The sequence below is a fragment of the Burkholderia sp. BCC0397 genome, from assembly GCF_902832865.1.
Taxonomy (GTDB): Bacteria; Pseudomonadota; Gammaproteobacteria; order Burkholderiales; family Burkholderiaceae; genus Burkholderia.
This window is the reverse complement of the sequence record NZ_CADFDL010000003.1, coordinates 608386-634325: the sequence shown is the minus strand read 5'-3', so window position 1 is coordinate 634325 and position 25940 is coordinate 608386. Positions and strand designations below refer to the sequence as shown.

Annotated in this window: 21 protein-coding genes and 1 pseudogene; 8 read left to right on the top strand and 14 right to left on the bottom strand. The window is 64.5% G+C overall.

Translation table 11 applies throughout. The features are described from left to right. Window positions 1-57 precede the first annotated feature (57 nt). Window positions 58-1194 (top strand): molecular chaperone DnaJ, encoded by a 1137-nt coding sequence (gene dnaJ / locus HWX03_RS13030; RefSeq protein ID WP_174433010.1) that lies wholly within the window; start codon window positions 58-60, stop codon window positions 1192-1194. Window positions 1195-1198: 4 nt separating this feature from the next. Beyond that, window positions 1199-3121: a bifunctional anthranilate synthase component I family protein/class IV aminotransferase gene (locus HWX03_RS13025; protein WP_175871503.1), complete on the top strand. Its 1923-nt coding sequence runs from the start codon at window positions 1199-1201 to the stop codon at window positions 3119-3121. Window positions 3122-3247: 126 nt separating this feature from the next. Here HWX03_RS13025 and panB read toward each other — a convergent pair whose 3' ends face one another. The 6 genes from panB to hda are packed head-to-tail and all read right to left on the bottom strand — an operon-like array spanning window position 3248 to window position 8354. After that, entirely contained in the window at window positions 3248-4063 is an 816-nt protein-coding gene (gene panB, locus HWX03_RS13020) for a 3-methyl-2-oxobutanoate hydroxymethyltransferase (RefSeq protein ID WP_175820509.1), read from the bottom strand. 44 nt (window positions 4064-4107) lie between these two features. Further along, window positions 4108-4794: a deoxynucleoside kinase gene (locus HWX03_RS13015; RefSeq protein WP_175871502.1), complete on the bottom strand. Its 687-nt coding sequence runs from the start codon at window positions 4792-4794 to the stop codon at window positions 4108-4110. Beyond that, entirely contained in the window at window positions 4791-5333 is a 543-nt protein-coding gene (folK, locus tag HWX03_RS13010; RefSeq protein WP_175820507.1) for a 2-amino-4-hydroxy-6-hydroxymethyldihydropteridine diphosphokinase, read from the bottom strand. Before folK ends, HWX03_RS13015 begins: the two co-directional genes overlap by 4 nt. Before the next feature lie 35 nt (window positions 5334-5368). Further along, the gene (gene pcnB, locus HWX03_RS13005) at window positions 5369-6925 is read right to left on the bottom strand and encodes a polynucleotide adenylyltransferase PcnB (RefSeq protein ID WP_175871501.1); all 1557 of its coding nucleotides are present in this window, start codon (window positions 6923-6925) and stop codon (window positions 5369-5371) included. A 5-nt stretch (window positions 6926-6930) separates the two neighbouring features. Further along, a complete protein-coding gene (locus HWX03_RS13000; RefSeq protein WP_175871500.1) occupies window positions 6931-7608 on the bottom strand; it encodes an HAD family hydrolase in 678 nt (225 codons plus the stop codon). A gap of 11 nt (window positions 7609-7619) precedes the next feature. Next, on the bottom strand, window positions 7620-8354 hold the full coding sequence (gene hda, locus HWX03_RS12995; RefSeq protein ID WP_012327945.1) for a DnaA regulatory inactivator Hda: 735 nt from the start codon (window positions 8352-8354) through the stop codon (window positions 7620-7622). Between the two features lie 247 nt (window positions 8355-8601). Between hda and purM the strand changes: the two genes are divergently transcribed. Further along, window positions 8602-9657 (top strand): phosphoribosylformylglycinamidine cyclo-ligase, encoded by a 1056-nt coding sequence (purM, locus tag HWX03_RS12990; RefSeq protein WP_069255850.1) that lies wholly within the window; start codon window positions 8602-8604, stop codon window positions 9655-9657. 112 nt (window positions 9658-9769) lie between these two features. After that, window positions 9770-10165, top strand: a complete 396-nt coding sequence (locus tag HWX03_RS12985; RefSeq protein ID WP_175871499.1) for an SgcJ/EcaC family oxidoreductase — start codon at window positions 9770-9772, stop codon at window positions 10163-10165. A gap of 22 nt (window positions 10166-10187) precedes the next feature. On the opposite strand, the gene tet is transcribed toward HWX03_RS12985, so the two are convergent. Next, entirely contained in the window at window positions 10188-11387 is a 1200-nt protein-coding gene (tet, locus tag HWX03_RS12980) for a Tet(A)/Tet(B)/Tet(C) family tetracycline efflux MFS transporter (RefSeq protein ID WP_175871498.1), read from the bottom strand. Between the two features lie 56 nt (window positions 11388-11443). Between tet and tetR the strand changes: the two genes are divergently transcribed. After that, the gene (gene tetR / locus HWX03_RS12975; RefSeq protein WP_175871497.1) at window positions 11444-12076 is read left to right on the top strand and encodes a tetracycline resistance transcriptional repressor TetR; all 633 of its coding nucleotides are present in this window, start codon (window positions 11444-11446) and stop codon (window positions 12074-12076) included. A 4-nt stretch (window positions 12077-12080) separates the two neighbouring features. On the opposite strand, the gene miaA is transcribed toward tetR, so the two are convergent. Both miaA and mutL read right to left on the bottom strand, forming a co-directional pair. Then, window positions 12081-13055: a tRNA (adenosine(37)-N6)-dimethylallyltransferase MiaA gene (gene miaA / locus HWX03_RS12970; RefSeq protein WP_175871496.1), complete on the bottom strand. Its 975-nt coding sequence runs from the start codon at window positions 13053-13055 to the stop codon at window positions 12081-12083. Continuing rightward, window positions 13052-15064: a DNA mismatch repair endonuclease MutL gene (gene mutL, locus HWX03_RS12965; protein WP_175871495.1), complete on the bottom strand. Its 2013-nt coding sequence runs from the start codon at window positions 15062-15064 to the stop codon at window positions 13052-13054. Before mutL ends, miaA begins: the two co-directional genes overlap by 4 nt. Window positions 15065-15247: 183 nt before the next feature. Here mutL and HWX03_RS12960 point away from each other — a divergent pair, with 183 nt between their 5' ends. After that, the gene (locus HWX03_RS12960; RefSeq protein ID WP_175820499.1) at window positions 15248-15931 is read left to right on the top strand and encodes a DedA family protein; all 684 of its coding nucleotides are present in this window, start codon (window positions 15248-15250) and stop codon (window positions 15929-15931) included. Between the two features lie 81 nt (window positions 15932-16012). Here HWX03_RS12960 and HWX03_RS12955 read toward each other — a convergent pair. From HWX03_RS12955 to HWX03_RS12935, 5 genes and pseudogenes are all read right to left on the bottom strand, one after another. After that, a pseudogene (locus tag HWX03_RS12955) lies at window positions 16013-17370 on the bottom strand (IS3 family transposase); the annotation flags it as partial. Between the two features lie 92 nt (window positions 17371-17462). Further along, on the bottom strand, window positions 17463-18275 hold the full coding sequence (locus HWX03_RS12950; RefSeq protein ID WP_175871494.1) for a mechanosensitive ion channel family protein: 813 nt from the start codon (window positions 18273-18275) through the stop codon (window positions 17463-17465). A gap of 190 nt (window positions 18276-18465) precedes the next feature. Then, window positions 18466-19890, bottom strand: a complete 1425-nt coding sequence (locus tag HWX03_RS12945; protein WP_175871493.1) for a mannose-1-phosphate guanylyltransferase/mannose-6-phosphate isomerase — start codon at window positions 19888-19890, stop codon at window positions 18466-18468. A 97-nt stretch (window positions 19891-19987) separates the two neighbouring features. Further along, window positions 19988-21388 carry a capsular biosynthesis protein gene (locus HWX03_RS12940; protein WP_347879528.1) on the bottom strand — a complete coding sequence of 467 codons (1401 nt, stop codon included), beginning with the start codon at window positions 21386-21388 and terminating at the stop codon, window positions 19988-19990. A 642-nt stretch (window positions 21389-22030) separates the two neighbouring features. Then, the gene (locus tag HWX03_RS12935; RefSeq protein WP_175871491.1) at window positions 22031-23188 is read right to left on the bottom strand and encodes a glycosyltransferase family 1 protein; all 1158 of its coding nucleotides are present in this window, start codon (window positions 23186-23188) and stop codon (window positions 22031-22033) included. A gap of 129 nt (window positions 23189-23317) precedes the next feature. On the opposite strand from HWX03_RS12935, the gene HWX03_RS12930 reads away from it, so the two are divergent. Then, the gene (locus HWX03_RS12930) at window positions 23318-24490 is read left to right on the top strand and encodes a polysaccharide biosynthesis/export family protein (RefSeq protein ID WP_175871490.1); all 1173 of its coding nucleotides are present in this window, start codon (window positions 23318-23320) and stop codon (window positions 24488-24490) included. A 102-nt stretch (window positions 24491-24592) separates the two neighbouring features. Then, entirely contained in the window at window positions 24593-25900 is a 1308-nt protein-coding gene (locus HWX03_RS12925) for a glycosyltransferase family 1 protein (protein ID WP_175871489.1), read from the top strand. Window positions 25901-25940 lie beyond the last annotated feature (40 nt).

Below are 25940 nucleotides of genomic sequence, written 5' to 3'. Positions count from 1 at the left end.
TACTGCGGGCGAAAGGAGCCGCCGCGTGCGCGATGCGTGGCGGCACAGTGAATCGATATGGCGAAACGGGATTACTACGAGGTTCTGGGCGTCGCGAAGAATGCGAGCGACGACGAAATCAAGAAGGCATATCGCAAGCTTGCGATGAAGTATCACCCTGACCGCAATCCGGACAGCAAGGATGCGGAAGAGCATTTCAAGGAGGTGAAGGAAGCCTATGAAATGCTGTCGGATGGGCAGAAGCGGGCCGCGTACGACCAGTACGGCCACGCGGGCGTCGATCCGAACATGGGCGGTGCGGGCGCGCAGGGCTTCGGCGGCTTCGCGGATGCATTCGGCGACATCTTCGGCGACATCTTCGGCCAGGCCGCGGGCGGCGCCGCGCGCGGCGGCCGCGGCGGCCCGCAGGTGTACCGCGGCGCCGACCTGCGCTACAGCATGGAAATCACGCTCGAGCAGGCCGCGCACGGCTACGACACGCAGATCCGCGTGCCGAGCTGGGTGTCGTGCGAAGTCTGCCACGGGTCGGGCGCGAAGCCCGGCACGAAGCCGGAAACCTGCCCGACCTGTCACGGCCAGGGCACGGTGCGCATGTCGCAGGGCTTCTTCAGCATCCAGCAGACCTGCCCGAAGTGCCATGGCACGGGCACCTACATCCCCGAGCCGTGCGCGCATTGCCACGGGTCGGGCAAGGTGAAGGAAACCAAGACGCTCGAAGTGAAGATCCCGGCCGGGATCGACGACGGGATGCGGATCCGCTCGGCCGGCAACGGCGAGCCGGGCATCAACGGCGGGCCGCCGGGCGACCTGTACGTCGAGATCCACATCAAGCCGCACGCGGTGTTCGAGCGCGACGGCGACGATCTCCACTGCCAGATGCCGATTCCGTTCACGACCGCCGCACTCGGCGGCGAGATCGAGGTGCCGACGCTGGCCGGCCGTGCGTCGTTCCCGGTGCCGGAAGGCACGCAGTCGGGCAAGACGTTCCGCCTGCGCGGCAAGGGCATCAAGGGGTTGCGTTCGAGCATTGCGGGCGATCTGTACGTGCACGTGCAGGTCGAGACGCCCGTGAAGCTGACCGACCACCAGCGCGACCTGCTCAAGCAGTTCGAGAAGTCGCTGGCCGAGGGCGGCGCGCGTCACAGCCCGCAGAGCAAGAGCTGGTTCGACCGGGTGAAGAGCTTCTTCGAGTAACGGCATGACTGAAGGCAACGAGAGCGCGTCGTTCGCGCTCTTGGACGATTGCGACTCGACCGCGTCCGCGCGGTCGAGTCGTTTGTATTCGGGTTTCGTGCGCGAACGCGTGTGCACGGACCCGGCGCAGCTCGACGCCATCGACGCGGCGCTTGTGCAGGACCTGCGCGACGGGCTGCATGCGGTCGTCGTCGGCGATTACGAATTCGGACGCAACCTGCAACGGGCGCAGCCGGGCGATGCCCCGCTGCGCTTTTTGCTGTATGCGCGCTGCGAGCGGCTGTCGCGCGACGACGTCGACGCATGGCTCGCGCAGCAGGACGGCGGCGGCACGCCGTCGATCGCGGGCGTCGCGCACGTCGCGAAGAGCGTGTCGTGCGACGCGTTCGACGCGGCGATCGGCGCGGTGCACGACGCGCTGCGCGCAGGCGATTCGTATCAGGTCAACTACACGTACCGGCTGAATTTCGACGTGTTCGGCACGCCGCTCGCGCTGTACCGGCGGCTGCGCGCGCGCCAGCCGGTGCGGTACGGCGCGCTGATCGCGCTGCCCGACGGCGCATGGGTCGTGTCGTGCTCGCCGGAGCTGTTCGTCGAGAAGCATGGCGACGTGCTGCGCGCGCGGCCGATGAAAGGCACCGCACCGCGCTCGGCCGACCCACGTGAAGACGCGGCGGCCGCTGCGTTCCTCGCAAGTGACCCGAAGAACCGCGCGGAAAACGTGATGATCGTCGACCTGCTGCGCAACGACGTGTCGCGGATCGCGCGCACGGGCAGCGTCAAGGTGCCGGCGCTGTTCTCCGTCGAGCCGTATGCGTCGGTGTGGCAGATGACGTCGACGGTCGAAGCCGGCTGGCGCGACGGCACGACGTTCGCGCAGATGCTGCGCGCGCTGTTTCCGTGCGGGTCGATCACCGGTGCGCCGAAGTACAAGACGATGGAATTGATCGATGCGATCGAGTCGACGCCGCGCGGGCTGTATACCGGTGCGATCGGCTGGCTCGATGCGCCGAAGGACGAGGCCGCGTCGGCAGGCGCTGCGGCGCCCGCCGGCGCGGCCGGTTGCGGCGATTTTTGCCTGTCGGTCGCGATCCGGACGCTGACGCTCGATGCGGTCGCAGCCGATGCTGCCGCGACGATCGCCACGCGCGACGCGGCAACGGCCGCTGCCGGCCGGCGGCGCGGCACGATGGGCGTCGGCGCGGGCATCGTGCTCGACAGCGTCGCGGCCGACGAATATGCGGAGTGCGAATTGAAAGCGCGATTCCTGACGGACGCCGACCCTGGCTTCCAGCTGTTCGAAACGACGGCCGCCACGCAGGCGGACGGGATCCGCCATCTCGATCGCCATCTCACGCGGCTGCAGCGCAGCGCCGATGCGTTCGGCTTTCGCTTCGACGCCGATGCGTTGCGTCGTGAGATCGACGCGCGTTGCGCTGCGCTCGACGGCGATGGCCCGTACCGGATGAAGCTCTCACTCGCGAAGGACGGCACGGTCGAGATCGTCGCGGCACCGCTCAAGCCGCTGCCGGCGGGGCCGGTCGGCGTGCTGCTGGCCTCTGCGCACGGCTTCGCGCCGACCCGCGCGAGCGATGCGCTGCTGCTGCACAAGACCACGCGCCGGGCCGAATACGACCGTGCGTGGCAGGCTGCGGAGGCGCTCGGCGGTTTCGACATGCTGTTCGTCAACGAGCGCGGCGAGGTGACGGAAGGCGGGCGCTCGAACCTGTTCGTGAAGCTCGACGGCCAGTGGGTGACGCCGCCGCTGGCGTCCGGCGTGCTGCCGGGCGTGATGCGCGGCGTGCTGCTCGATGATCCCGCATTCGGCGCGGTGGAGCGCATCGTCACGCTCGACGATCTGGCGCGGGCGCAAGCGCTGCTGCTGACCAATGCATTGCGCGGCGCACTCGACGCGGTATTGAAGTGATGCGATGACGATTCGGGCCGTGTGTCCGAACACTCGCTGCCACTGGCCTTCGGCAACGTGGCATCCCAACGAAAAGCGCGGCGCTCCGCAAAGGGTGCCGCGCTTTTTTACATCCGGCCTGTTACGTCAGAACGAGTGTTCCGGACCCGGGAACGACCGGTCCTTCACCGCGCTCACGTAGGCTTCGACGGCCGCCTGAATGTTCGGCTGCCCCTGCATGAAATCCTTCACGAAACGCGGCCGCTTGCCGGGGAACACGCCGAGCATGTCGTGCAGCACGAGCACCTGCCCCGAGCAGTCGACGCCCGCGCCGATGCCGATCGTCGGAATCTTCAGCATGTGCGTGACTTCGGACGCGACGAGCGTCGGCACGGCTTCGAGCACGACGAGTTGCGCACCGGCATCCTCGATCGCGCGCGCATCGCGCAGCAGTTGAGCGGCGCCGGCTTCGGTCTTGCCCTGGACCTTGAAGCCGCCGAACGCATGCACCGACTGCGGCGTGAGGCCGAGGTGCGCGCAGACGGGCACCGAGCGTTCGACGAGGAAGCGGATCGTATCGGCGAGCCATTCGCCGCCTTCGAGCTTGACCATCTGCGCGCCCGCGCGCATCAGCTTGACCGAATTCGCGAACGCGTCGGCCGGCGTCCCGTACGTGCCGAACGGCAGATCGGCGACGACGAGCGCGCGCGGCTGGGCCCGTGCGACACAGGCGGTATGGTATGCGATGTCGTCGAGCGACACGGGCAGCGTGGTCGTGTGGCCCTGCAGCACGTTGCCGAGCGAATCGCCGATCAGCAGCACGTCGGTGCCCGCACGATCGAGCAGCGCGGAAAAGCTCGCGTCGTAGCACGTGAGCATCGCGATCTTCTCGCCGGCGTCGCGCATTGCCTGCAGCTTGGGGACCGTCACGGCAGGCCGGCTCGATTCCTGGAGATAGGTCATGGGGAAATCCGGGTCGATGGGTGAGGAACAACAGGCGGGACGCGTCAGCGCGTCGTCTCGCCCTTGACGAAGAATTCCTTGCGGCCGCGCATCGTCTCGATGCGCTCGATCAGCAGGGCGAGATCTTCGGGGGAATCCAGCGGGTTCAGGTGTTCGGCGGCGACCGTCAGCACCGGCGTGCGGTCGTAGTGGTAGAAGAATTCGTTGTACGCGTCGACGAGCGAGCGCAGGTACGCGTCGCTGATCTGCAGTTCCATCGGCGTCCCGCGCTTCTGGATGCGCGAGAACAGCACTTCGGGGCTGGCCTGCAGATAGACGACGAGATCGGGCGACGGCGCCTGCGGCACGTCGACGTGCGTGGCGACCGAGCGATACAGCTGCCACTCGTCTTCCGGCAGGTTCAGCCGCGCGAAGATGTCGTTCTTCTGCGGCATGAAGTCGGCGATCACGGGGCGGCCCGTGTCGAGCGCGCCGATCAGCTCGCGCGCCTGCTGCGCGCGCTGCAGCGCGAACGACAGCTGCACGGGCAGCGCGTAGCGCGCGGTGTCGCGATAGAAGCGTTCGAGGAACGGGTTGTCCTGCGGGCGCTCGAGCAGCGCCTGCATCGACCAGCGCTCGCCGAGCAGGCGCGCGAGCGTCGTCTTGCCGACGCCGATCGGGCCTTCGATCACGAGATAGCGGTGCGGGGCGCGCAGGTCGGGCGCGGTGACGGTCAGGGGAGTGGAATTCATCGGCAGCGGGTCTTGTCGGCGTCGTCGCCGGCAGCGAGCGCCTTCTGCATCAGGCACTGGCAGGTCTGCACCTTTTCGACGCGCTGATCCGCGACGGCGGCGAGAAAGGCGTCGGCACGGCCGCGCGCGGGGATGTCGAGCGCCGGCTCGATTTCGACGAGCGGCACGAGCGCGAACGCACGGTCGGTGAGGCGTGGATGCGGGACGATCAGGTCGGGTTCGTCGATCGAATCGGCGCCGAACAGCAGGATGTCGAGGTCGAGCGTGCGCGGCGCGTTGCGATACGGGCGTTCGCGGCCGAAGTGATGTTCGATCTTCTGGCAGAGCGCGAGCAGCTCGCGGGCCGACAGCGTCGTGTCGAGCTTGACGACGCAGTTGTAGTAGTCGTCGCCGCCCGCTTCGAACGGCGCCGTGCGATACAGGCTCGACTTGCCGAGGATCGAGATGGTGCGCTGTTGCGCGAGGCACACCACCGCGTCCTTCAGGGTCTGGCGCGCATCGCCGAGATTCGCCCCCAATCCGATATATGCAACCGTCATGGCATCACTTCCTACGTCGTTCGCCGGCGCACGCGTCAGTCGTCGGAACCGCTCGCGGTACCGCCCGCGGTATCCGGCGCCTGCTCGGCGGCACCTTCACCCGGATTGCGATTTCGCGCACCGCCGCGGCGGCGCCGCTTGCGGGGCGATTTTTCCTTCGAGCCACCTTGCGTGAGCAATGCCTCGCGAGCGGCCGCGTCGCCTTCGATGAAATCCGTCCACCACTGTCCGACTTCCGTATCGAGCTCGCCGGATTCGCAGCGTAACAGGAGGAAATCATACCCCGCTCTAAACCTTTGGTGTTCCAGCAGCCGCATCGCGCTGCGGCCCGAGCGTTTCTCGAGGCGCAGCTGCAGGCCCCAGATCTCGCGCATGTCGGCCGAATAACGCTTGTGGATCGCGAGTTTCTCGGTCTGCATGTCGAGCACGTCGTCCATCGCGCGATGGAGCGCCGGCACCGGGATTTCGCCCGCGGCCGTGTATTGCTCGAAACGCTGGCGCATGTCGTGCCACAGCAGCGTCGCGAACAGGAAGCCCGGCGACACCGGCTTGCCGGCGCGTACGCGCGCGTCGGTGTTGTTCAGCGCGAGCGTGATGAACTTCTCGCCCTGCGGCTGTTCGAGCACGACGTCGAGCAGCGGCAGCAGCCCGTGATGCAGGCCTTCCTTGCGCAGCCGCTGCAGGCACGCGAGCGCGTGGCCCGACAGCAGCAGCTTCAGCATTTCGTCGAACAGGCGCGCGGCCGGCACGTTGTTGATCAGGTCGGCGAGCGCGTTGATCGGCTCGCGCGTATGCGGTTCGATCTCGAAATCGAGCTTCGCCGCGAAGCGCACGACGCGCAGCATCCGCACCGGATCCTCGCGGAAGCGGGTGGCCGGATCGCCGATCATCCGCAACAGGCGGGCGCGGACGTCGGCCATCCCGTCGTGATAGTCGAGCACCGTCTGCGTCGACGGGTCGTAGTACATCGCGTTGATCGTGAAGTCGCGGCGCGCGGCGTCCTCGTGCTGCTCGCCCCACACGTTGTCGCGCAGCACGCGGCCGCTCGCATCGACCGCGTGCGTGCGGCGATCGAGTTCGTCGCGCTTCAGGCGCCTCGGCGGCTCGGCGGCGGCCGCGGCCGCCTCGGGCGGCGCGTCGACCAGCGCGCGGAACGTCGATACCTCGATCAGTTCCTGGCCGAACTGCACGTGGACGATCTGGAAGCGGCGGCCGATCAGGCGCGCGCGGCGGAACAGGCGCTGCACCTCGGTCGGCGTCGCGTCGGTCGCGACGTCGAAGTCCTTCGGCGCGATGCCGAGCAGCAGGTCGCGCACGGCGCCGCCGACGATGAACGCGCGAAAACCCGCCTGCTGCAGCGTATCGGTCACGCGCACCGCGTTCTTCGAGATCAGCGCCGGGTTGATGCCGTGCACGCTGGCCGGCACGACGGTCGGCTCATGGTTGCTGCGCGGTTTTTTCGTGCCGCCGCCGCGGGCGCCCTTCGAGGCGCGCGGGGCAGCAGGGGCCGCTTCGTCGGCCTGGGCCGCGGCGGGAGACGTTTGCTCGGTTTCGTCCTGCCCGAGCAGCTTGCGAATGAATTTTTTGATCACGACGTTCAGAAGAGATCCAGGATGCGCCAGCCGCGGTTGCTTGCATGCGCACGCAGCGTGTCGTCGGGGTTGGTCGCGATCGGGTCGGTGACTTTCTCGAGCAACGGGATGTCGTTGTGCGAGTCGCTGTAGAAATAACTGTGTTCGAAGTCGTCCCAGTGCTTGCCGAGCGACGCGAGCCACGCTTCGGTGCGCACGATCTTGCCTTCGCGATAGCTCGGCGTGCCGGTCGGGCGGCCCGTGTACGGCGAATCGGGATGCCCGTCGGTCGTTTCGACCTCGCACGCGATCAGCGTGTCGACGCCGAACGCGGTCGCGATCGGGCGCGTGATGAATTCGTTGGTCGCCGTCACGACGCAGCACAGGTCGCCCGCATCGAGGTGCCCGCGCACGAGTTCGAGTGCGGCGGGTGTCATCGCGGGCCGGATCACCTCGTGCATGTACTGCGCGTGCCACTCGGCGAGCTGTGCACGCGAATACTTCGCGAGCGGCGTGAGCATCGCCGTGAGGTACGCGTGGATGTCGAGCTGGCCGGCCTTGTAGTCGGCGAAGAACTGGTCGTTCTGACGCGAGAAGCTTTCCGCGTCGACGATACCGAGCTTCACCATGAAGCGACCCCATTCGTGGTCGCTATCGGTCGGGATCAGCGTGTGGTCGAGGTCAAAGAGTGCCAGATTAGTCATGGAAGCGCATTTTACTCGAAGCGGTTCGGGCCGGTGCCCGGTGGTGTGATGTCGTCGCCGGGACGCGCGAGCATCCGGCGCAGCAGCGGCAGCGTGACCGCGCGTTTCTGCTCGAGCGAGAAGCGGTCGAGCGCGTCGAGCAAGGCCATCAGGCTCGGCATGTCGCGGCGGAAATGGGTCAGCAGGTACGCGGCGATGTCGTCGGTGAGCGCGATCCCGCGCTCCTTCGCCGCGAGCTTGAGCACGGCGATCTTGCCGGCATCGGACGGCGGCGACAGGTGGAACACCAGCCCCCAGCCGAGGCGCGTGCGCAGATCCTCGCGCACGTCGAGCGCGAGCGGCGCCGCCGGGCCCGCCGCGACGAACGCGCTCGACGGGTGCGCGCGCACTTCGTTGAACAGGTTGAACAGCGCGACCTGCTGCGTGTCGCTCATCCGGTCGCAGTCGTCGATCGCATAGATGCCGATGCGCGGGTCGAACGTGAACGCGCCGAGCGGGCTCTGCGGCGTCAGGTAGCGCGCATAGCCGTACGACGCGTCGCTCACGAGCGCTTGGAGCAGATGGGTGCGGCCGCTGCCCGGCTCGCCCCAGATATAGAACGACCGGTCCGGCACGGGGCCGGCCGCGAGCGCGAGATCGAGCTTCTGCAGGCGCGTGACGAGCTCGTCGTTCTCGTCGCTCATGATGAAGTTGTCGAACGTGGCGGGCGGCGGCGTGCCGAGATCGAGCGTCAGTTGACGGGACACAGCAGTCACAATGCGGGTCGGTTGAAAAAACGCGTGCCGTACGCCGGGCACGCGCGGGGGAGTGCTCCGGTGCTCGACCACGCGGCCGCACGCACGGCGACGCGCGGGTTCCGGCGCGGCTCGCGTAGCGAAGAAAACGGGGACGTGTCGACCAAGATGCAATCCCTGACGATTCGGTGCTGGGAATTCCGGCCAACGGGCCGGCTTCGGGTAAAATCGCATTTTACCGACCTTCTTGCATTCCCCCATGAATCCTCCGAAATCCGCTCCCGACGCTCAGGGTCTGTCCTATCGCGACGCAGGTGTCGACATCGACGCAGGCGACGCGCTCATCGACAAGATCAAGCCTTTTGCGAAGAAAACCCTGCGCGACGGCGTGCTCGGCGGCATCGGCGGGTTCGGCGCGCTGTTCGAAGTGCCGAAGAAGTACAAGGAGCCCGTGCTCGTGTCGGGCACCGACGGCGTGGGCACCAAGCTCAAGCTGGCCTTTCATCTGAACAAACACGACACCGTCGGCCAGGATCTCGTCGCGATGAGCGTGAACGACATCCTCGTGCAGGGTGCCGAGCCGCTGTTCTTCCTCGACTACTTCGCGTGCGGCAAGCTCGACGTCGACACCGCCGCAACGGTCGTCAAGGGCATCGCGCAGGGCTGCGAACTGTCGGGCTGCGCGCTGATCGGCGGCGAAACGGCCGAAATGCCGGGCATGTACCCGGACGGCGAATACGACCTGGCCGGCTTCGCGGTCGGCGCGGTCGAGAAGAGCAAGATCATCGACGGCAGCACGATCGCCGAAGGCGACGTGGTGCTGGGCCTCGCATCGAGCGGCATCCACTCGAACGGCTTCTCGCTCGTGCGCAAGATCATCGAGCGCGCGAATCCCGATCTGTCGGCCGATTTCCACGGTCGCTCGCTGGCCGACGCGCTGATGGCGCCCACGCGCATCTACGTGAAGCCGCTGCTCGCGCTGATGCAGAAGCTGTCGGTGAAGGGCATGGCGCACATCACGGGCGGCGGTCTCGTCGAGAACATCCCGCGCGTGCTGCGCGAAGGCCTCACCGCCGAGCTCGACCAGAAAGCATGGCCGCTGCCGCCGCTGTTCAAGTGGCTGCAGGAGCACGGCGGCGTCGCCGACGCGGAAATGCACCGCGTGTTCAACTGTGGGATCGGCATGGCCGTGATCGTCTCGGCGGCCGATGCCGACGCAGCGATCGCCGACCTGACCGCCGCCGGCGAACAGGTGTGGAAGATCGGCACCGTGCGTGCGACCCGCGAAGGCGAGGCGCAGACGGTCGTGGTCTGACGCACGGCAGCAGCAGAATGCAGCACGGAAAGCCGCCCGGAATCGATCCGGGCGGTTTTTTTTTTCGGGCGCCGCGTGCGGTCGGACGCGCGCCGATGAAGGAGGGGCGACGATGACCGAAGACGAACGTGCGATCCGCGAGCTCGTGGACAACTGGTTCGTGTCGAGCCGGCGCGGCGATCTGGCGACCGTGCTCGACCTGATCGCCGACGACGCGATCTTCATGGTGGCCGGCAAGCCGCCGTTCGACAAGGCGGCGTTCGCGGCCGCGTCGCGCGACGCGAACGCCGGCGCGGAACACGCGCCGAAGATCGACGGCCGCTACCGGATCGACGAGCTGCGCGTGATCGGCGACTGGGCATACATGCGCAATTTCATCGAGATCGACGCGACGCCGCCGGGCGGCGACACGATCCGCCGGTCGGGCCACACGCTGACGATCTTCCGCAAGACCGACGGCCGCTGGCAGCTCGTGCGCGACGCGAATCTCGTCACGCTCGCGGGCTGAGCGCGACGGCGCATGCCGACGCTTACGCGGACGCTCGCGGCGCGCTCGCCGGGCGCGCGCCGGCCAACAGCGGCGGCACGAGCAGGTACAGCAGCGCGGCGGCGGCCCACACGAGCCCCGGCCAGGTCGCGCGCGTCGCCGCGTAAGTCGCGGTGACGACCAGCGGCCCCGCGATGCCGATCAGGCTCGCGACGCTCGCCAGCGTGCCCTGCAGTTCGCCCTGGCGCGCATCGTCGACCTGCCGCGCGAGCATCGCCTGCAACGCCGGCAGCGTCATGCCGCCGGCCGCGAACAGCGGCAGCAGCGCGAACGGCACCCATGCGGCGGTCGCGAACGCGATGACCGCCAGCCCGAGCGCATCGCCTGCAAGACCCAGCGCGAGCGCGCGCCGCTCGCCGAGCCGCGCGATCAGCGGCCCGATCGCGAACGCCTGCGCGAGCGCGTGGCACGCGCCGTAGCCGGCGAGCGACAGCCCGGCGACCGGCGTCGACCAGCCGAAATGTTCCTGGCCATACAGGATCCACAGCGTAGCGGGCGCCTGCGACACGAGTGCCACGATCACGTAGATACCGACCAGCGGCGCGAGCGCGGGCGCGCCGCTCAGCCGGCGCAGGCTTGCGAACGGGTTGAGCGCGCCGACCGTCCGGCCTTCCCGGGCCGAACGCGGCCGCGATTCCGGCAATACACGCCACACGAGCACGAGATTCAGCGCGTTGAGCAACGCGGCCGCGACGAACGGCGCGCGCAGGTGCAGCGCGCCGAGCAGCCCGCCGATCAGCGGGCCGGCGATGAAGCCGATGCCCATCATCGCGCCGAGCTGGCCGAAGCGCCGTGCGCGGTCCGGCTCGGCCGTCACGTCGGTCACATACGCGGTCGCGACCGCGACGTTCGCGCCGGTGATACCCGCGATCAGGCGCCCGACGTAAAGCCACGCGAGCGTCGGCGCGAGCGCCATCAGCAGATAGTCAAGCGCGGCGCCCGCGAGCGATGCGAGCAGCACCGGGCGGCGGCCGAAACGGTCGCTCAGCGCGCCGAGCAGCGGCGCGCACAGGAACTGCGCGAACGCGTACAGCGCGAGCAGGATCCCGTAGTGGGTGTCGGTGCTGCCCGCAGCGGCGAGCGAGCGCAGCAGCCCGGGCAGGATCGGCATCACGATCCCGACGCCGATCGCGTCGAGCAGGACCGTGGCCAGGATGGCAATCAGGGACGGATTCAAGAGCATCACTCTATCGATGATAGAGTGCGAAGTATTCCACAGTTTCCCTATCGGTGATAGAGATGAAGGACACAGGCGCGCGGCTGACGCGCGACACGGTATTGCGCGCGGCGCTCGAATTGCTGGATGAGGTGGGGATCGACGGGCTGTCGACGCGGCGGCTTGCCGAGCGGCTCGGCGTGCAGTCGCCGACGCTGTACTGGCATTTCAGGAACAAGGCCGAGCTGCTCGACGCGATGGCCGAGGCGATCATGCTCGAGCGTCACGGTGCGTCGCTGCCGCAGCCGGGCGACGTATGGGACGCATGGCTCGCGGAGAATGCGCGCAGTTTTCGCCGCGCGCTGCTCGCCTATCGCGACGGTGCGCGCCTGCACGCCGGCACGCGGCCGCGCGCGCTGCATTTCAGCTCGATCGAACGCAAGGTCACGCTGCTCGGCGACGCGGGGTTCACGCCGGACGAAGCGGTCGACGTGATGGTCGCGATCGGCCGCTTCGTGGTCGGATGGGTGCTGGAAGAGCAGGCGGCGCCGGACGGCGACGCCGATGCGCTGCTGCCGGACGCGGCCGAGTATCCGCGGTTCGCGAAAGGCTGGGCCGCACTGCGCGAGCGCAGCGCCGACGAGGCGTTCGAGCGCGGCATCGCATGGATCGTCGACGGCGCCCGCGCGCGCCTCGCGGCGCGTCGGGCGGGCTGACGCGTCAGCCCGGCGTCCGGCCGTCGAGGACGCGTTCGAGCGCGTCGAGCGCGCGGGCCGTCGCATCCGGCGCGATGCAGTCGACCACGATCCGCTCCGGCATCGCGCGCAGCCACGTGATCTGGCGCTTGCACAGCTGGCGTGTCGCGAAAATGCCCTTGTCGCGCATCGTCCGGTAGTCGGTGTCGCCGTCGAGGAATTCCCACGCCTGCCGGTAGCCGACGCAACGCATCGACGGCAGGTCGGGATGGAGATCGTCGCGGCGCCGCAGCCGTTCGACTTCGTCGATGAAGCCCGCATCGAGCATTGCGTCGAAGCGCTGCGCGATCCGTGCGTGCAGCACCGCGCGGTCCGACGGCTCGAGCGCGACCGGTACGAAGCGGTACGCGGCGGCCGCATCGTCCGTGCGGCGCGGCGCGGCGAGCAGCGCCGACATCGGCTGCCCGCTCAGCATGAAGATTTCCAGTGCGCGCTGGATCCGCTGCGAATCGTTCGGCGCGAGCCGCGCGGCCGTGTCGGGATCGACTTGCGCGAGTCGCGCGTGCAGCGCGGGCCAGCCGTCGCGCGCGGCGTCGGCGTCGAGTGCCGCGCGAACCTCCGGGTCGGCGCCCGGCAGGTCGCTGAGCCCTTGCGTCAGCGCCTTGTAGTACAGCATCGTGCCGCCCGCGAGCAGCGGCGTGCGGCCGCGCGCGACGATCTCGCCGATCAGCCGCAGCGTGTCCGCGCGGAATTCCGCGGCCGAATACGCGTCGGCCGGGTCGATGATGTCGATCAGGTGATGCGGCACGCTAGCGCGTTCGTCGCGCGACGGTTTCGCGGTGCCGATATCCATGTCGCGGTAGACGAGCGCCGAATCGACGCTGACGATCTCGATCGGGCGGCGCGCGGCGAGCGCCAGCGCCGCGGCCGTCTTGCCGGAAGCGGTGGGGCCGAGCAGGCAGGCGATCGTCGTCGGGCTGGACTGCGAAGAAGCGCTCATTGCCCGCGCATGAAGAGACGGTCGAGATCGTTCAGCGTGAGCTGATACCAGGTCGGCCGGCCATGATTGCACTGGTCCGCGCGCTCGGTCGCCTCCATCTGGCGCAGCAGCGCGTTCATCTCGTCGAGCGTCAGGCGCCGGTTTGCGCGCACCGCGTGATGGCACGCGAGCGTGCCGAGCAGCTCGTGCTGGCGCTCGGTGAGCACGCGCGAACCGCCGAACGCGTGCAGGTCGGCGAGCACCGCGCGCGCGAGCGACTGCAGGTCCGCATCCTTCAGCAGCGCCGGCACCGCACGGATCGCGAGCGTCGTCGGCGACAGCACCGCGAGGTCGAAGCCGAGCGATTCGAGCGTGTCACGTTCCTCCTCGACCGTGCCGATCTCGACCGGTGTGGCCGTCATCGAGATCGGCAGCAGCAGCGACTGCACGGCGACCGTGCGGTCGGCGAGCGCGTTCTTGAACTGTTCGTACAGGATCCGCTCGTGCGCCGCGTGCATGTCGACGATCACGAGGCCGTACGCATTCTGCGCAAGCACGTAGATGCCGTGGATCTGGCCGAGCGCGAAGCCGAGCGGCTGCTCGTCGTGCGCGCTGGCGGCGAGCGGCGACGCGGCGAAGCCCGGCAGCGGCGCGACCGGCGCGTCGGCCGTATCGCGGGCGATGAGCGTCGTGCCGTCCGGCGTGCCCGCGCCGCTGTCCTTGCGGCCGAACAGCGCATCGTAGAGCGCGAGCGGCTGCGCGACGGGCAGCGTGCCCTGCGTCATCCGCGCCTGGCGCATCCACGTGTTGCCGGTCGACGAGGATGACGACGGCGATGAGAAGCCGCTGCCGCCGATACCGCCGCTGCCGCCGCTGCCGCCGGTCGCGGCGCCCGGGCTCTGGCCGAGCGGCGTGTCGAGGAACGATGCGGGCCCGCGCGGCGCGGGTTCGAGATGCGCGGCATGGCCGCCCGCGGTGGTTTCCGGCGACGCACCCGCATGGCGCGCGAGCGCCCGCTGGACCGCATGGAACACGTACTGGTGGATCGAGCGCGAATCGCGGAACCGTACTTCGATCTTCGACGGATGCACGTTCACGTCGACGGCTTCGGGCGGCAGGTCGAGGAACAGCACGTACGACGGGTAACGGTCGCCATGCAGCACGTCCTCGTAGGCCGCGCGCACCGCGTGCGTCAGCAGTTTGTCGCGCACGAAGCGGCCGTTCACGAAGAAATACTGCTGATCGGCGCGCCCGCGGCTCGCGGTCGGCAGGCCGGCGCAGCCGTACACGGCGAGCGGGCCGGCCTGCTCGTCGAGCGGCAGGTGCGCGGTCGCGAAGCTGTCGCCGAGGATCTTCGCGACGCGCTGCGCGGGCTCGGTCGCATTCCAGTGCTCGACGGCCTTGCCGTTGTGCAGCACCGAGATCGCGACGTCCGGCCGCGCGAGCGCCGCGCGGCGGATCATTTCCAGGCAGTGGCCGAATTCCGTCTGCTCGCTCTTCAGGAACTTGCGCCGCGCGGGCGTGTTGAAGTACAGCTCGCGTACCTCGATCGTCGTGCCGATCGAGCCGGCGGCGGGCGACAGCACGCCTGTGTGCGCATCGATCTTCATCGCGTGCGCGGCATCGGCCGTCCGGCTCGTGATCGACATCTCGGCGACCGATGCGATCGACGCGAGTGCTTCGCCGCGGAACCCGAGCGTCGCGACCGCCTCGAGCTCCTCGAGCGAGCGGATCTTGCTGGTCGCGTGGCGCATCAGCGCGAGCGCCAGTTCATCGGGCGGAATCCCGCAGCCATCGTCGGTGATCGAGATGCGCTTGACGCCGCCTTCTTCCAGCACGATGCGCAGCGTCGTCGCGCCCGCGTCCATCGCGTTCTCGAGCAGTTCCTTGACGACCGACGCCGGGCGTTCGACGACCTCGCCGGCGGCGATCTGGCTGATCAACTGGTCGGGCAGGGGCTGGATCGCGCGCAGCGGGCGCGCGGCGGGGGCGGGTGCGGCGCCCGCGGCCGTTTCGGTGATATCGGACATGGCCGAATTATAGCGAGGCCGCGAACGCGTGCCGGGGCGGCCGGCCGTTACGTTTTTTCACGGAGCCTTAAGGTAGTTTCGGTATCATCACCCCGTTGCGCGCGCCGCCTTGGCTGGCGGGCGCCTCGGCCATCTCTGGCCTGTTCCGGCCGTTCCGGCCCCATCGCCTTCGAGGAATTGCATTTGGATACGCTGCTTCATTTCGTCAACCTTGTCCTGCATATCGATGCTTTCCTCGGCGATTTCATCCGGCAGTACGGCGCATGGGTCTATCTCGTCCTGTTCCTGATCGTGTTCTGCGAGACGGGGCTCGTCGTGTTCCCGTTCCTGCCCGGCGATTCGCTGCTGTTCATCGGCGGCGCGTTCGCGGCGACGGGCGAAATGAACGTCGGCGCGCTGATCGCGCTGCTGCTCGTCGCGGCGATTGCCGGCAACACCGTGAACTACCTGATCGGCCGCTGGGTCGGCCCGAAGGTGTTCAATACGCATATCCCGGTGCTCGAGCGGTTCCTCGATCGCGCCGCGCTGCAGAAGACCCACTCGTTCTACGACAAGCACGGCGGCAAGACGATCGTGCTCGCCCGCTTCATTCCGGTCGTGCGCACGTTTGCGCCGTTCGTCGCGGGTGCGTCGTCGATGAGCGTCGCGCGCTTTCAGTTGTTCAACGTGCTCGGCGCGCTGCTCTGGGTGCTGCTGCTCGTGCTGCTCGGCTATTTCTTCGGCAATATCCCGTTCATCCGCCAGTACCTGAACGTGATCGTGCTGGTCGGGATCGGCGCGGCGATCGTGCCGGTCGCGCTGGGCGCGGTGTGGAAGCTCGTGCGCGGGCGACGGTCGGATGGGACGCCGAAGGCGGGCGGGCGCTGAGCGCGGGCTTCTTCCTGTTCTGCGCAGTAAAAAAGCGTGGCGATGAACTGACCCCGCAAAGTTGGACAGTAGAGAGGGCTGGGCGCCCGAGGGCTGAGTTCTGTATTGCACCGGACTCAGCCCTTTCAATTTGAGCTTGATGCGTTCGTGGTTGTAGTAGTGGATGTAGTGGTCGGGTGTGTCGCGCAAATGGTCCACGCAAGTGAAACGATGTCCCTTGTAGCACTCGGACTTGAGCGTACCGAAGAAGCTTTCCATCGCGGCATTGTCGAGGCAGTTGCCCTTGCGGGACATGCTCTGGGTCAGTTTGCGTTTCTTCAGTTGCCGGCGAAACGCCGGCATCCGGTATTGCCAGCCTTGATCCGAATGCAATAACGGTTTGTCCTTGCGTCGGAGTTTGGCCAGCGCCTTCTTCAGCATGCCGCTGACCAACTCGAAGCTCGGATGTCGATCCATCTGGTAAGCCACGATCTCGCCGTTGTACAGGTCCATCACCGGCGACAGATACAGCTTCTGGCCGCCGACATTGAATTCCGTCACATCCGTTACCCACTTCTGGTTGGCTTGCGTGGCACTGAACTGGCGTTGCAGCAGATTGGGCGCGGCTTGACCGACCTCACCTCGCCAGGAACGGTATTTCTTCGGGCGCACCAGGGACTTCAGTTGCAATTGCTGCATCAGCCGTTGCACGGCCTTGTGGTTGACGAGATGCCCGGCTTGCCGGATGGCAGCCGTGACGCGTCGATAGCCGTAGCGACCCTTGTGATGCTCGAACACCGCCCGGATCTTCGCCTTCAGATCGGCGCGGCAATCGTCGGCGTTCAGCGTCCCGAGCTGGTAATAGAACGTGCTGCGCGCCAAACCGGCCACCTTCAGCAGTGCCGCTACCGGATGATGCTGCCTGAGCTCGCGCACTATTTGCGTTTTTTCTTTTGCGCTGCCTGCTTCTTGGCCAGCAGCGCATCGAGCTTTTTTAGGTAGGCCACCTCCGCGCGCAGATACTCGTTTTCCTTGAGCAATTCCTCACGCGTGCGCTCGTCCAGTGCGCCGGCTTCGGTAGGTTTGGGTGGAAGTGATGTGGCCATCTTTCGGGAGCGCCCTCGCGGCCGGGGCGTCAAAGCGTTTATACCGCCCTCATCATACAGACGCGCCCAGCGGGCCACGCTACCCGCATCACGAATGTCATACAGCGCCGAGACTTCACGCAGGGACAGCTCATCGCGCCGCATGTGCTGCAACACCCGCAGCTTGAACTGTGCGTCGTAGCTGCTGTATTTGCTCTGCAGTCCCGCACGGCCATGCGCGCGATACGCCGCAACCCAACGCTGCAGCATTCCGGGATGGATTGCGTGACGGGCTGCCAGTGCGTCAAAACCAATATCGCCACTCAGATACGCGTTGACAACCCGTTGCTTGAATTGCTCGTCGTACTTCGTCATGAAAAACACCCCAAAGGTTGGATCGGTGTCCAACTTTTGGGGTGCAGTTCACGAGTGCCACGCTTTTTTTCGTCCGTTGCGGCTGTTGCGCGTTACGCGCTGCGATGCGCGACCGGTGTTTCGGGTGTCGGGTACTGCGCGTCGCGGAACGTTTCGAGGATCACGCGGTTGGTGTCGCAGTACACCTGCCAGTAGTTTTCGGGCTGCGTGGACGGGCGCACGAACAGCAGCGGGCCTTCCGGCGTGAACTGCAGCACGCCGACGTCCGGTGCCGGGTTGGTCAGCACGTTCGGGATCTGCTGGATCGACGCCTTCAGACGGTTGATCGCGTCGACGGCATCGACGCTGTTCGCGATTTTCGCGGTCAGGTCGACACGGCGATGCGACGTTGCGCTGTAGTTCGCGATGTTGTCCGAGAAGATCTTGTTGTTGCCGACGATCGTCACGATGTTGTCGGCGGTGATGATCGTCGTGCCGAACAGGCCGAGCTCCTTCACGGTGCCCGTGACGCCGCCCGCGCTGATCACGTCGCCGATCTTGAACGGGCGCAGCACCTGCATGAATACGCCGGCGGCGAAATGCGCGAGCAAGCCGCCCCAGGCGGTACCGATCGCGAGGCCGAGGCCGGCGAGCAACGCGGCGAACGAGGTGGTCTGCACGCCGAAGATCTGCAGGATCGCGAGGATCAGCAGGATCGTCAGCAGCACGCCGACGACGGAGGTCAGGTAATCGGTGAGCGTCGGGTCGACCTTGCCGCTGCGGCGAACGACCTTGCCGAGCAGGCGGGTACCGATGCGGATCGCCCAGCGGCCGATGAACCATAAGACGATCGCGGCGAGGAGGTTGAGGCCGAAGTCGAGGCCGCGGGTCATCAGGAATTGCTGGGCGGTGGCGAGATCGATCATGCGTTCTCCAAAGTCAAGGGGTAAAAGGGCGGCGCATGCACCGGAATGGGTGGCGCTTTTATAACCTGACCTGTGAGGGGCGGGCAACCGGGCTGACATTGGTTGACGTAATGAAAAACGGGCAGGACGTGGGTGCGTGCTGCCCGTTTGGGGCGCGGCCTGTCGTGGCGCGCGCCGGGTGTCGAGTCGCTTACTTCGCTGCGCGTCCGTAGGTGTCTTCGAAGCGGACGATGTCGTCCTCGCCGAGATACGCGCCCGACTGGACCTCGATCAGTTCGAGCGGAATCTTGCCGGGGTTCGTCAGTCGGTGGGTTGCGCCGAGCGGGATGTAGGTCGACTGGTTCTCGGTCAGCATGATTTCCTTGTCGCCGTTCGTGACCATCGCCGTGCCCTTCACGACGATCCAGTGTTCGGCGCGGTGATGGTGCATCTGCAGGCTCAGCTGCGCGCCGGGATTCACGATGATGCGCTTGACCTGGAAGCGGTCGCCCTGGTCGATGCCTTCGTACGAGCCCCACGGGCGCACGACACGGCGGTGCGTGACCGATTCGTGGCGGCCGGAGGCGTTCAGCCATTCGACGATTTTCTTGACGTCCTGGGCCTTGTCGCGATGCGCGACGAGCACGGCGTCGGCCGTTTCCACGATCACGATGTTGTCGAGGCCGAGGGCGGCAACCATGCGGTGTTCGGCGCGGATATATGAGTTCTTCACCGAGTCGGTGAAGATGTCGCCGATCAGCGCGTTGCCTTGATCGTCGGCGTCCGCAATGTCCGCGAGTGCGCTCCACGACCCGATGTCGTTCCAGCCGAGGTCGGCGGCTTCAACAACAGCCGCACGTTCGGTCTTTTCCATCACCGCATAGTCGATCGAGACGTTGGGACAGGCTGCGAATGCTTCGGCGTCGAGACGGAGGAAGTCGTTGTCCCGCTTGGCGGATTCGAACGCAAGTTCTGCGTGGCGGGCGATCTCCGGTGCATGGCGATGCAATTCCTCCATGTACGTGGACGCCTTCAGCATGAACATGCCGCTGTTCCAGTAGTAATTGCCGTCGCTGAGGAAGCGCTCGGCCGTCGGGGCGTCGGGTTTTTCGACGAACGTGTCGACTTGAAACGCCGAAATACCGTCGGCGACGGGCAGGCCGCGACGGATATAGCCATAACCTGTGTGCGGCTCGGCTGGTTTGATGCCGAAGGTGACGAGGTGCCCCTGCTTGGCAATCGTTGCCGCTTCTGCGGTTGTCGCTACAAAGGCCGCTTCGTTCTGAATGACATGGTCGGACGGCAGTACTAGCAACAGTGCATCAGGGTTGCTCTGCTGGGCCAGCAGCGCGGCGATCGCTATCGCCGGTGCCGTATTGCGAGCGACCGGCTCCAGCACGATCGAAGACGGCACGACGCCGATCTGTCGAAGTTGTTCCGCAACCAAGAAGCGTTGCTCGTTGTTCGTGACAACGATTGGGGCAATCGCGTCCGGTATGCCGCACAGGCGCAGCGCAGTCTGCTGCACGAGCGTATCGTTCCCCGTGAGCTTCAGGTACTGTTTGGGATAGCCACCGCGTGACATCGGCCAGAGCCGAGTGCCGCTACCACCGCATAGGATGACCGGATAAATCATAGGATGCCTCTAGTTGAAATACCTCTGACATCAGTTTTCGACTGACATAGAGGAAAGGGTGAAATGCGTCGTCGGAAGCCTTTGATGCCTGCCTGCGCTACCTCGGTCGGGAATTGCTGTTAGGTTGGCGCTGGCAGTGCCACAGCGCATGCCAAAGCACATTGCGGGTCCAGCGTGCTGCTTTGACGAACGGGCGTTTGCGGTTCTTGCGAATTTCACCAAGAGGGCGATTGGCCATCTGCGATAACCGGAGAACGACCGCCTCGGGGCTGGTGAATAATGCAAGGTCCCAGTCCCAATAAATTGGATACCGGAGCAATACGCCAGCTGTCAGCATGTCGAGCGTCAGCGTGCGGGCTCTCCAGGGCTGACGAAGCGCGTCGTGGGTTAATCCCCAGCCTGCATAGAACGGCAGGCCATAGGTGTGAACTTCTCTACCATGTAACAATGCTTCGAAGCCGGTCAATGAAGATAGCGTATGGACTTCGTCAACTGCGTTGACGAGCGATACGAGGTCAGCTTGGTCGTCGACGATGTCAGCGAGTCTCGCGCCATCGATGACACCGTGCCTGTTTCCGGACATCACGTCAGGGTGCGGCTTATATACGATGAACGCGTCGGGATAGCGCGAGCGCACCTCCTTAAGCAAAGCCTCGGTTGTTGCGATACTTCCGGTTCCCAATCGGATTGAAGCGTCGTCTGCAACCTGGCCGGCAACCAATGCAATACGTCGTCCGAAAGGGGCTCGCCAGGTGGGAGCGCGCCGGCCAAGATTGTATTTGGTCAGCCCGGATCGCACGATAGCGTGACGCAGCGCTGCTGCGCGTTCGAGTTCCTGTTCGTCGAATTTCGCCGTATTGAGTATCGTGGTCAAATCGCTCGGCCGGGTGGCGTCGAAGTAGATTCCCTGAAAATCGAGCACCTGACTATACGGCGCAGACATGTCTGAGCCTAAGCCCGCCGAGTGCAGAAAGCCGTCCTCTATACGAACCACGCGAGTGCCGGCGGGCAAACCGTCTGCTGCGCGGCCGCCCCAAACGGCAGCGGTCTCGTCGGAGCCGACGTCACCGGTTTTTCCAACCCACCGTAAGTTGCAGCCGCCGGCACGCAGGTAAGGAGCGGCATATGGGCGCTTCCACCACTGAAAGCGTATTGCGGCGACCGCCGTCAAGTCGGCGAAGCGGGTAGCGACTGAGTGCTGCAGGGCGACACTATCCAGCGCCGTGTCCAGCGAACCAGGCTGACCGGTGCTCGAATCGAGATAACCGGCAAGCTGTTGAAACACTACGTGGAAGAACGTGTTGCGCGTGGGTCGCGCTGTACGTTCCGGCATCCTCGCATAGTCGCGAGTGAGGCCCCAGCCCGCATAATAAGGAGTTCCAAATACGTGAGTTGAAATGCCTGCCAATAGAGCGGCCATACCTTCCGAGGCACCGACGACATATAGCGCATCTATTCGGTCGAGCATTTCGTATAGTGAGTGGTCGACTTCGAGCAAGGTCGTATTCGGAGGCAGTGTCGTTTGGGTTGACAGCCAGGTGCCGTAGCCGGAGTCTGCCGATCTCAATAGCCAGAATTGAGCGCCGGGATGGGAGCAACTTGCGGTGGCCACCATCTCCGTGAATGCTGCACTTCGGGTGACATGCGACGTACAGTAGTCAGTGTGAGTCGTCGCACGCTCGTCCAGTAAAACGACTCGTGGGGTGGCACGTAAGGCGTGCCATTGCTGCGGCAGTGCGGCGATGCGATCACGGATATGTAGAGCATCTGTAGAGAGAACGCGTGCAATCGCATCGTCTATGTGCTCGTTTGACGTGGTATCGGACGAGCGCATAAATCGCGACTCTAGCGCAGCAACGAGTCCGCCGCGAGAGATGTAGTCGCCAGAGCACGCAAACCAGGAAAGCGGCGGTGCATGTTGCTTGCGGTGCCCAAGTATCGGTCCGGGATATGTCGGCTGCATGGCGGCTCCGACGACGAGTGCCAAGCGAGCCACAATGCGACCCACCAACGTGTCTACCCAGATCAGCGGCGACTTACCGGTCATCCATCCGATCAGTCGTCTGCCACGAGCTATCGAACGCACATCGAATTCGCGAGCGGTCGTCGGCGTGGGATAGGAGTGTGATGGAGGCGTCATTTAATGTAACGCATCGAGAAAGTCATCAACTTGCTCGAAATGTTCGTTCCATGTCGGCGTGCGGAAGCTAGCAATTCTTTGAATCTGACGGTGACGCTCGGGGCTGCCATATTCCATATAGGCGCGGATATTTGCATACCAAGCCGGTCCATCGAGCGGATCGAGATAAGTGGGGAAATCAGATGCAATTTCGTGAAATACAGGCAAGTCACTTGCGATTACCGGTACACCAAGGCCCAAAGCTTCCACAAGCGGCATACCGTAACCTTCGACGAAAGAAGGAAACAACAACGCGCGCGCGTGCTGCAGCCACGCGTTGAGTTGCATATCGCTGCAATCCGACTCTTCGATGACTACTCGGCGCAACGGCTCACAGCGTTCAAGCATATCTATAACGTTTTCGCATTCCCAGCCGCGTCGACCGATAATGACAAGTTTGGGCGCGTTGTCACCCATCTGTTCAGCAAGGCGCCGCCAGACATGAAGAATGAACCAGTGGTTCTTGCGAGGCTCGATCGTGCCGAGCATCACGAAATACGGCTCATCGATGGGGGGCGGCGATGACAAGCGCTCTACGGGGCCCGGCGCAAGGCGCGCGACTACAGTGGGTGGAGGTGTTGTTATCCCCGCTCTTGCTGCCTCCGTTAAAAGGCTCTCAAAGGTGGCATTGGAGTTCGCGATTAGTCCAGCGGCACGTCGCAGCGCAGTATCGATCCTATGGCGATGCAGAGCGTCGACTCCAGGGCGACAAAATTCCGCGTGAGTTACGGGAATCAAATCGTGAATCAAGAAGACGGGACGAATATTTCGACGCGCCAGAGCGTCATAGTAACGTCCATATTCCATGCCGTTGTGACTGGTATGAAGCAATATGCCGCCGTTCGTTGGCCGTCTCGAGACGCTCTGCACGCATGCACGCGCTACAATTTTGCGTATTGCCCAGCGGTCGATTTTCGATGGAGAAAGTAGTAGGTCGAACGTCTCACGCGTATCCGCGGCGGACAAAATGGAACAGAAGCCCCGCTCACTCAGCACGGCACGCGCGTTTGCTCCGTAGCGCTGGATGTAAGCTAACCCGACGCGATCGACCCCGGTGGGGCGCAGTCCGTCGTACAAGCGCGTCATGAGGCGGGAGACGTCGAGGAAGATATTCAACACTGCTGTTACATTTGTGTGCTAGTCGATCGAGACGCGTCCGCGCTTCGAGCGTGGTTTTTTTGCTTCTGCGCTTCATTCTAATGGACTACGTGAGACAATTTGCGCCGAACTCAATCTCGTGTGTCAAAAATGCTGCATTTGTTTCGAGGTATCGGTGGGCGATTGCTCTGCTGCGGCGCCGTGTGGCTTGCCGGCTGTTCTGCAATTCCGACGTCGGGGCCAAGTAGAGCTCAGATCGATAGTGCCGGGCAGGCCCGGAATAACGCTTCCGGCATTCAGATCGTCGATGTAACGGATGAAGTTGCACGCCAGCTGTATGCAGATCGCAAGCAAGCTGACTTTTTTTCGACACTTGGTGGAGGGACAGAATTCCAGCAGCAACTCGGGACTGGCGATACCGTCTCTGTGTCGATTTGGGAGGCGCCGCCCGCGGCTTTGTTCGGTGCGGGCCAGCAGGTTGAGTCGGCTAGTGGCGTGAATGGCACGCGGGTTACGGTCCTGCCGGATCAGATGATCGACGCTGATGGCAATATAAATGTGCCTTTTGTCGGCGCGGTCAAGGCGGCCGGCAGTACGCCCTCACAATTGCAGGAGCGTATCGCTACAAGGCTACGCGGCATGGCTCACGACCCGCAAGTTCTTGTCAAACTGGCCAAGAATGTGACGTCGTATGTGACCATCGTCGGCGATGTCGCTGCCAGCAACAGGATGCAGCTGACGGCGCGCGGTGAGCGCCTACTTGACGCGTTGGCGACCGCAGGGGGGGTGCGCGAGTCGATCAATAAAGTGACGATACAGGTTACGCGGGGTACCACCGTCGTTTCGCAGCCGCTGGAAGCGATCATCCGAGATCCTCGCCAAAACGTCGTGTTGCGAGCCGGCGATGTCGTGACAGCGCTATATCAGCCCTATAGCTTTACGGCGCTTGGGGCTACCGGCAAGAATCAAGAAATTAACTTCGAGGCGCAGGGAATCACACTGGCGCAAGCGTTGGCGAGGGCTGGAGGATTGGAGGATTCGCGTTCGGATGCACAGGGCGTGTTTATTTTTCGACTGGAAGACCAGAATGCGATTACATGGCCCAATTCACCTGTCCGAACTACGGCCAACGGCAAGGTCCCAGTTATTTATCGAGTGAACTTGCGCGATCCGAATGCCTTCTTCGTCGCACAGAGTTTCATGGTGGATAACAAGGATCTGCTCTACGTCTCGAATGCACCAGTTACCGAAATTCAAAAGGTGCTGAATCTTGTGTTTTCGGTCGCCTATCCGGTCGTCACCGGCGTCCAAAATTTCAAATAGTGGTGTACGCCCATCGCGCCGGATGTCGGCCGTCGCTATGTACGGTCGAGCGGCCCATGCGCTGGCCATCTGATCAAGATATCTACATTGTGACCCGTTTCAATGAATAAAGTTGTTGCTATCGACGGACACAATCTTGCGCTTCAACGCGGAACGGGCGTCGCCACCTATGCGCGCAATCTCGCGAATCACGTGAGTCAGATGGGGGGGCGCACCCAGACACTGTATGGCGCCCCCATTTCGCCGAAACTGCTCCCGTTGCTGCGCGAGATTTCATTCTTCGACTATCTTGGCGGAACAACGCCGAATCGCAAGCTGCTCTCGACTGCCGTGTCTTACGTAAAGTCGACACTTTCGGCTCCGTTCGGCTATGAGGCTAGTTCCATATCAGTCTCTGGGAAGGTAGAGACTGCCCGCTTTGCGGAGCGGTTACCGAGAGAGTCCGACATCTGGAATGTGACGGATCTCTTCTCTGTTGCGAGGGCGCATTTCCGGCGCTATGGGAAGTTCCTCACGATTCGTCTTCCACAAAAACCGGACGTGATGCATTGGACATACCCACTACCTATTCGCGTAGAAGGTGTGCCTAACATCTATACGATTCACGACCTGGTACCGCTGCGGTTGCCGTATACCACTCTCGACAATAAGCGCTATTACTACCGATTGATCAAGTCTTGTCTCGAAACGAGTGCTCACATCTGCACGGTATCGGAGCGTTCCAAGACAGATATTATTGAATTGTTCGGTACATCAGAGCAACACATCAGCAACACCTATCAGGCCGTTGATACAAGCGACGTAGCCGCTGACAAGAGTCTGCACGACGCTGAACTTGAGGTCGAGGGGATTTTTGGACTGGAGCCCCGAAGTTATTTCTTGTTCTTCGGTGCAATTGAGCCGAAGAAGAATGTTGGGCGTCTGGTCGAGGCGTTTCTCTCTGCGCGATTGAACACGCAACTGGTCATTGTTGGTTCGCTGGCCTGGAAGGCCGACGAGGAAATGAAGCTCATTAACGCGATGCTGAAGCAGCGCCCCGATTTGAAGCGTCGAATTCATGTGTTCGACTACACGCCGCGCTCATTCCTGATCAGCCTTATTCGCGCGGCCAAGGCGGTGGTGTTTCCGTCGCTATACGAGGGGTTTGGCCTACCGATCCTCGAAGCCATGCAGCTTGGTACACCTACGTTATGTTCGACAGGCGGTTCGCTGCCGGAAATCGCTGGAGACGCTAGCGTAATTGTCGATCCTTACGACGTGAACTCGATTGCTCATGGCTTGCGTCAGCTTGAACAGGACGCTGAGTTGCGAGTTCAGCTCTCAGTAAGTGGAGCCGCACGTGCTCAAATGTTCGATTCAGCAGCCTATACCGATCGCCTGCAGGCAATGTATAACCGCATATTGCCTTAATGTTCATATCGGCCCGAGCGAGCGGTCGTTTCGAGATATT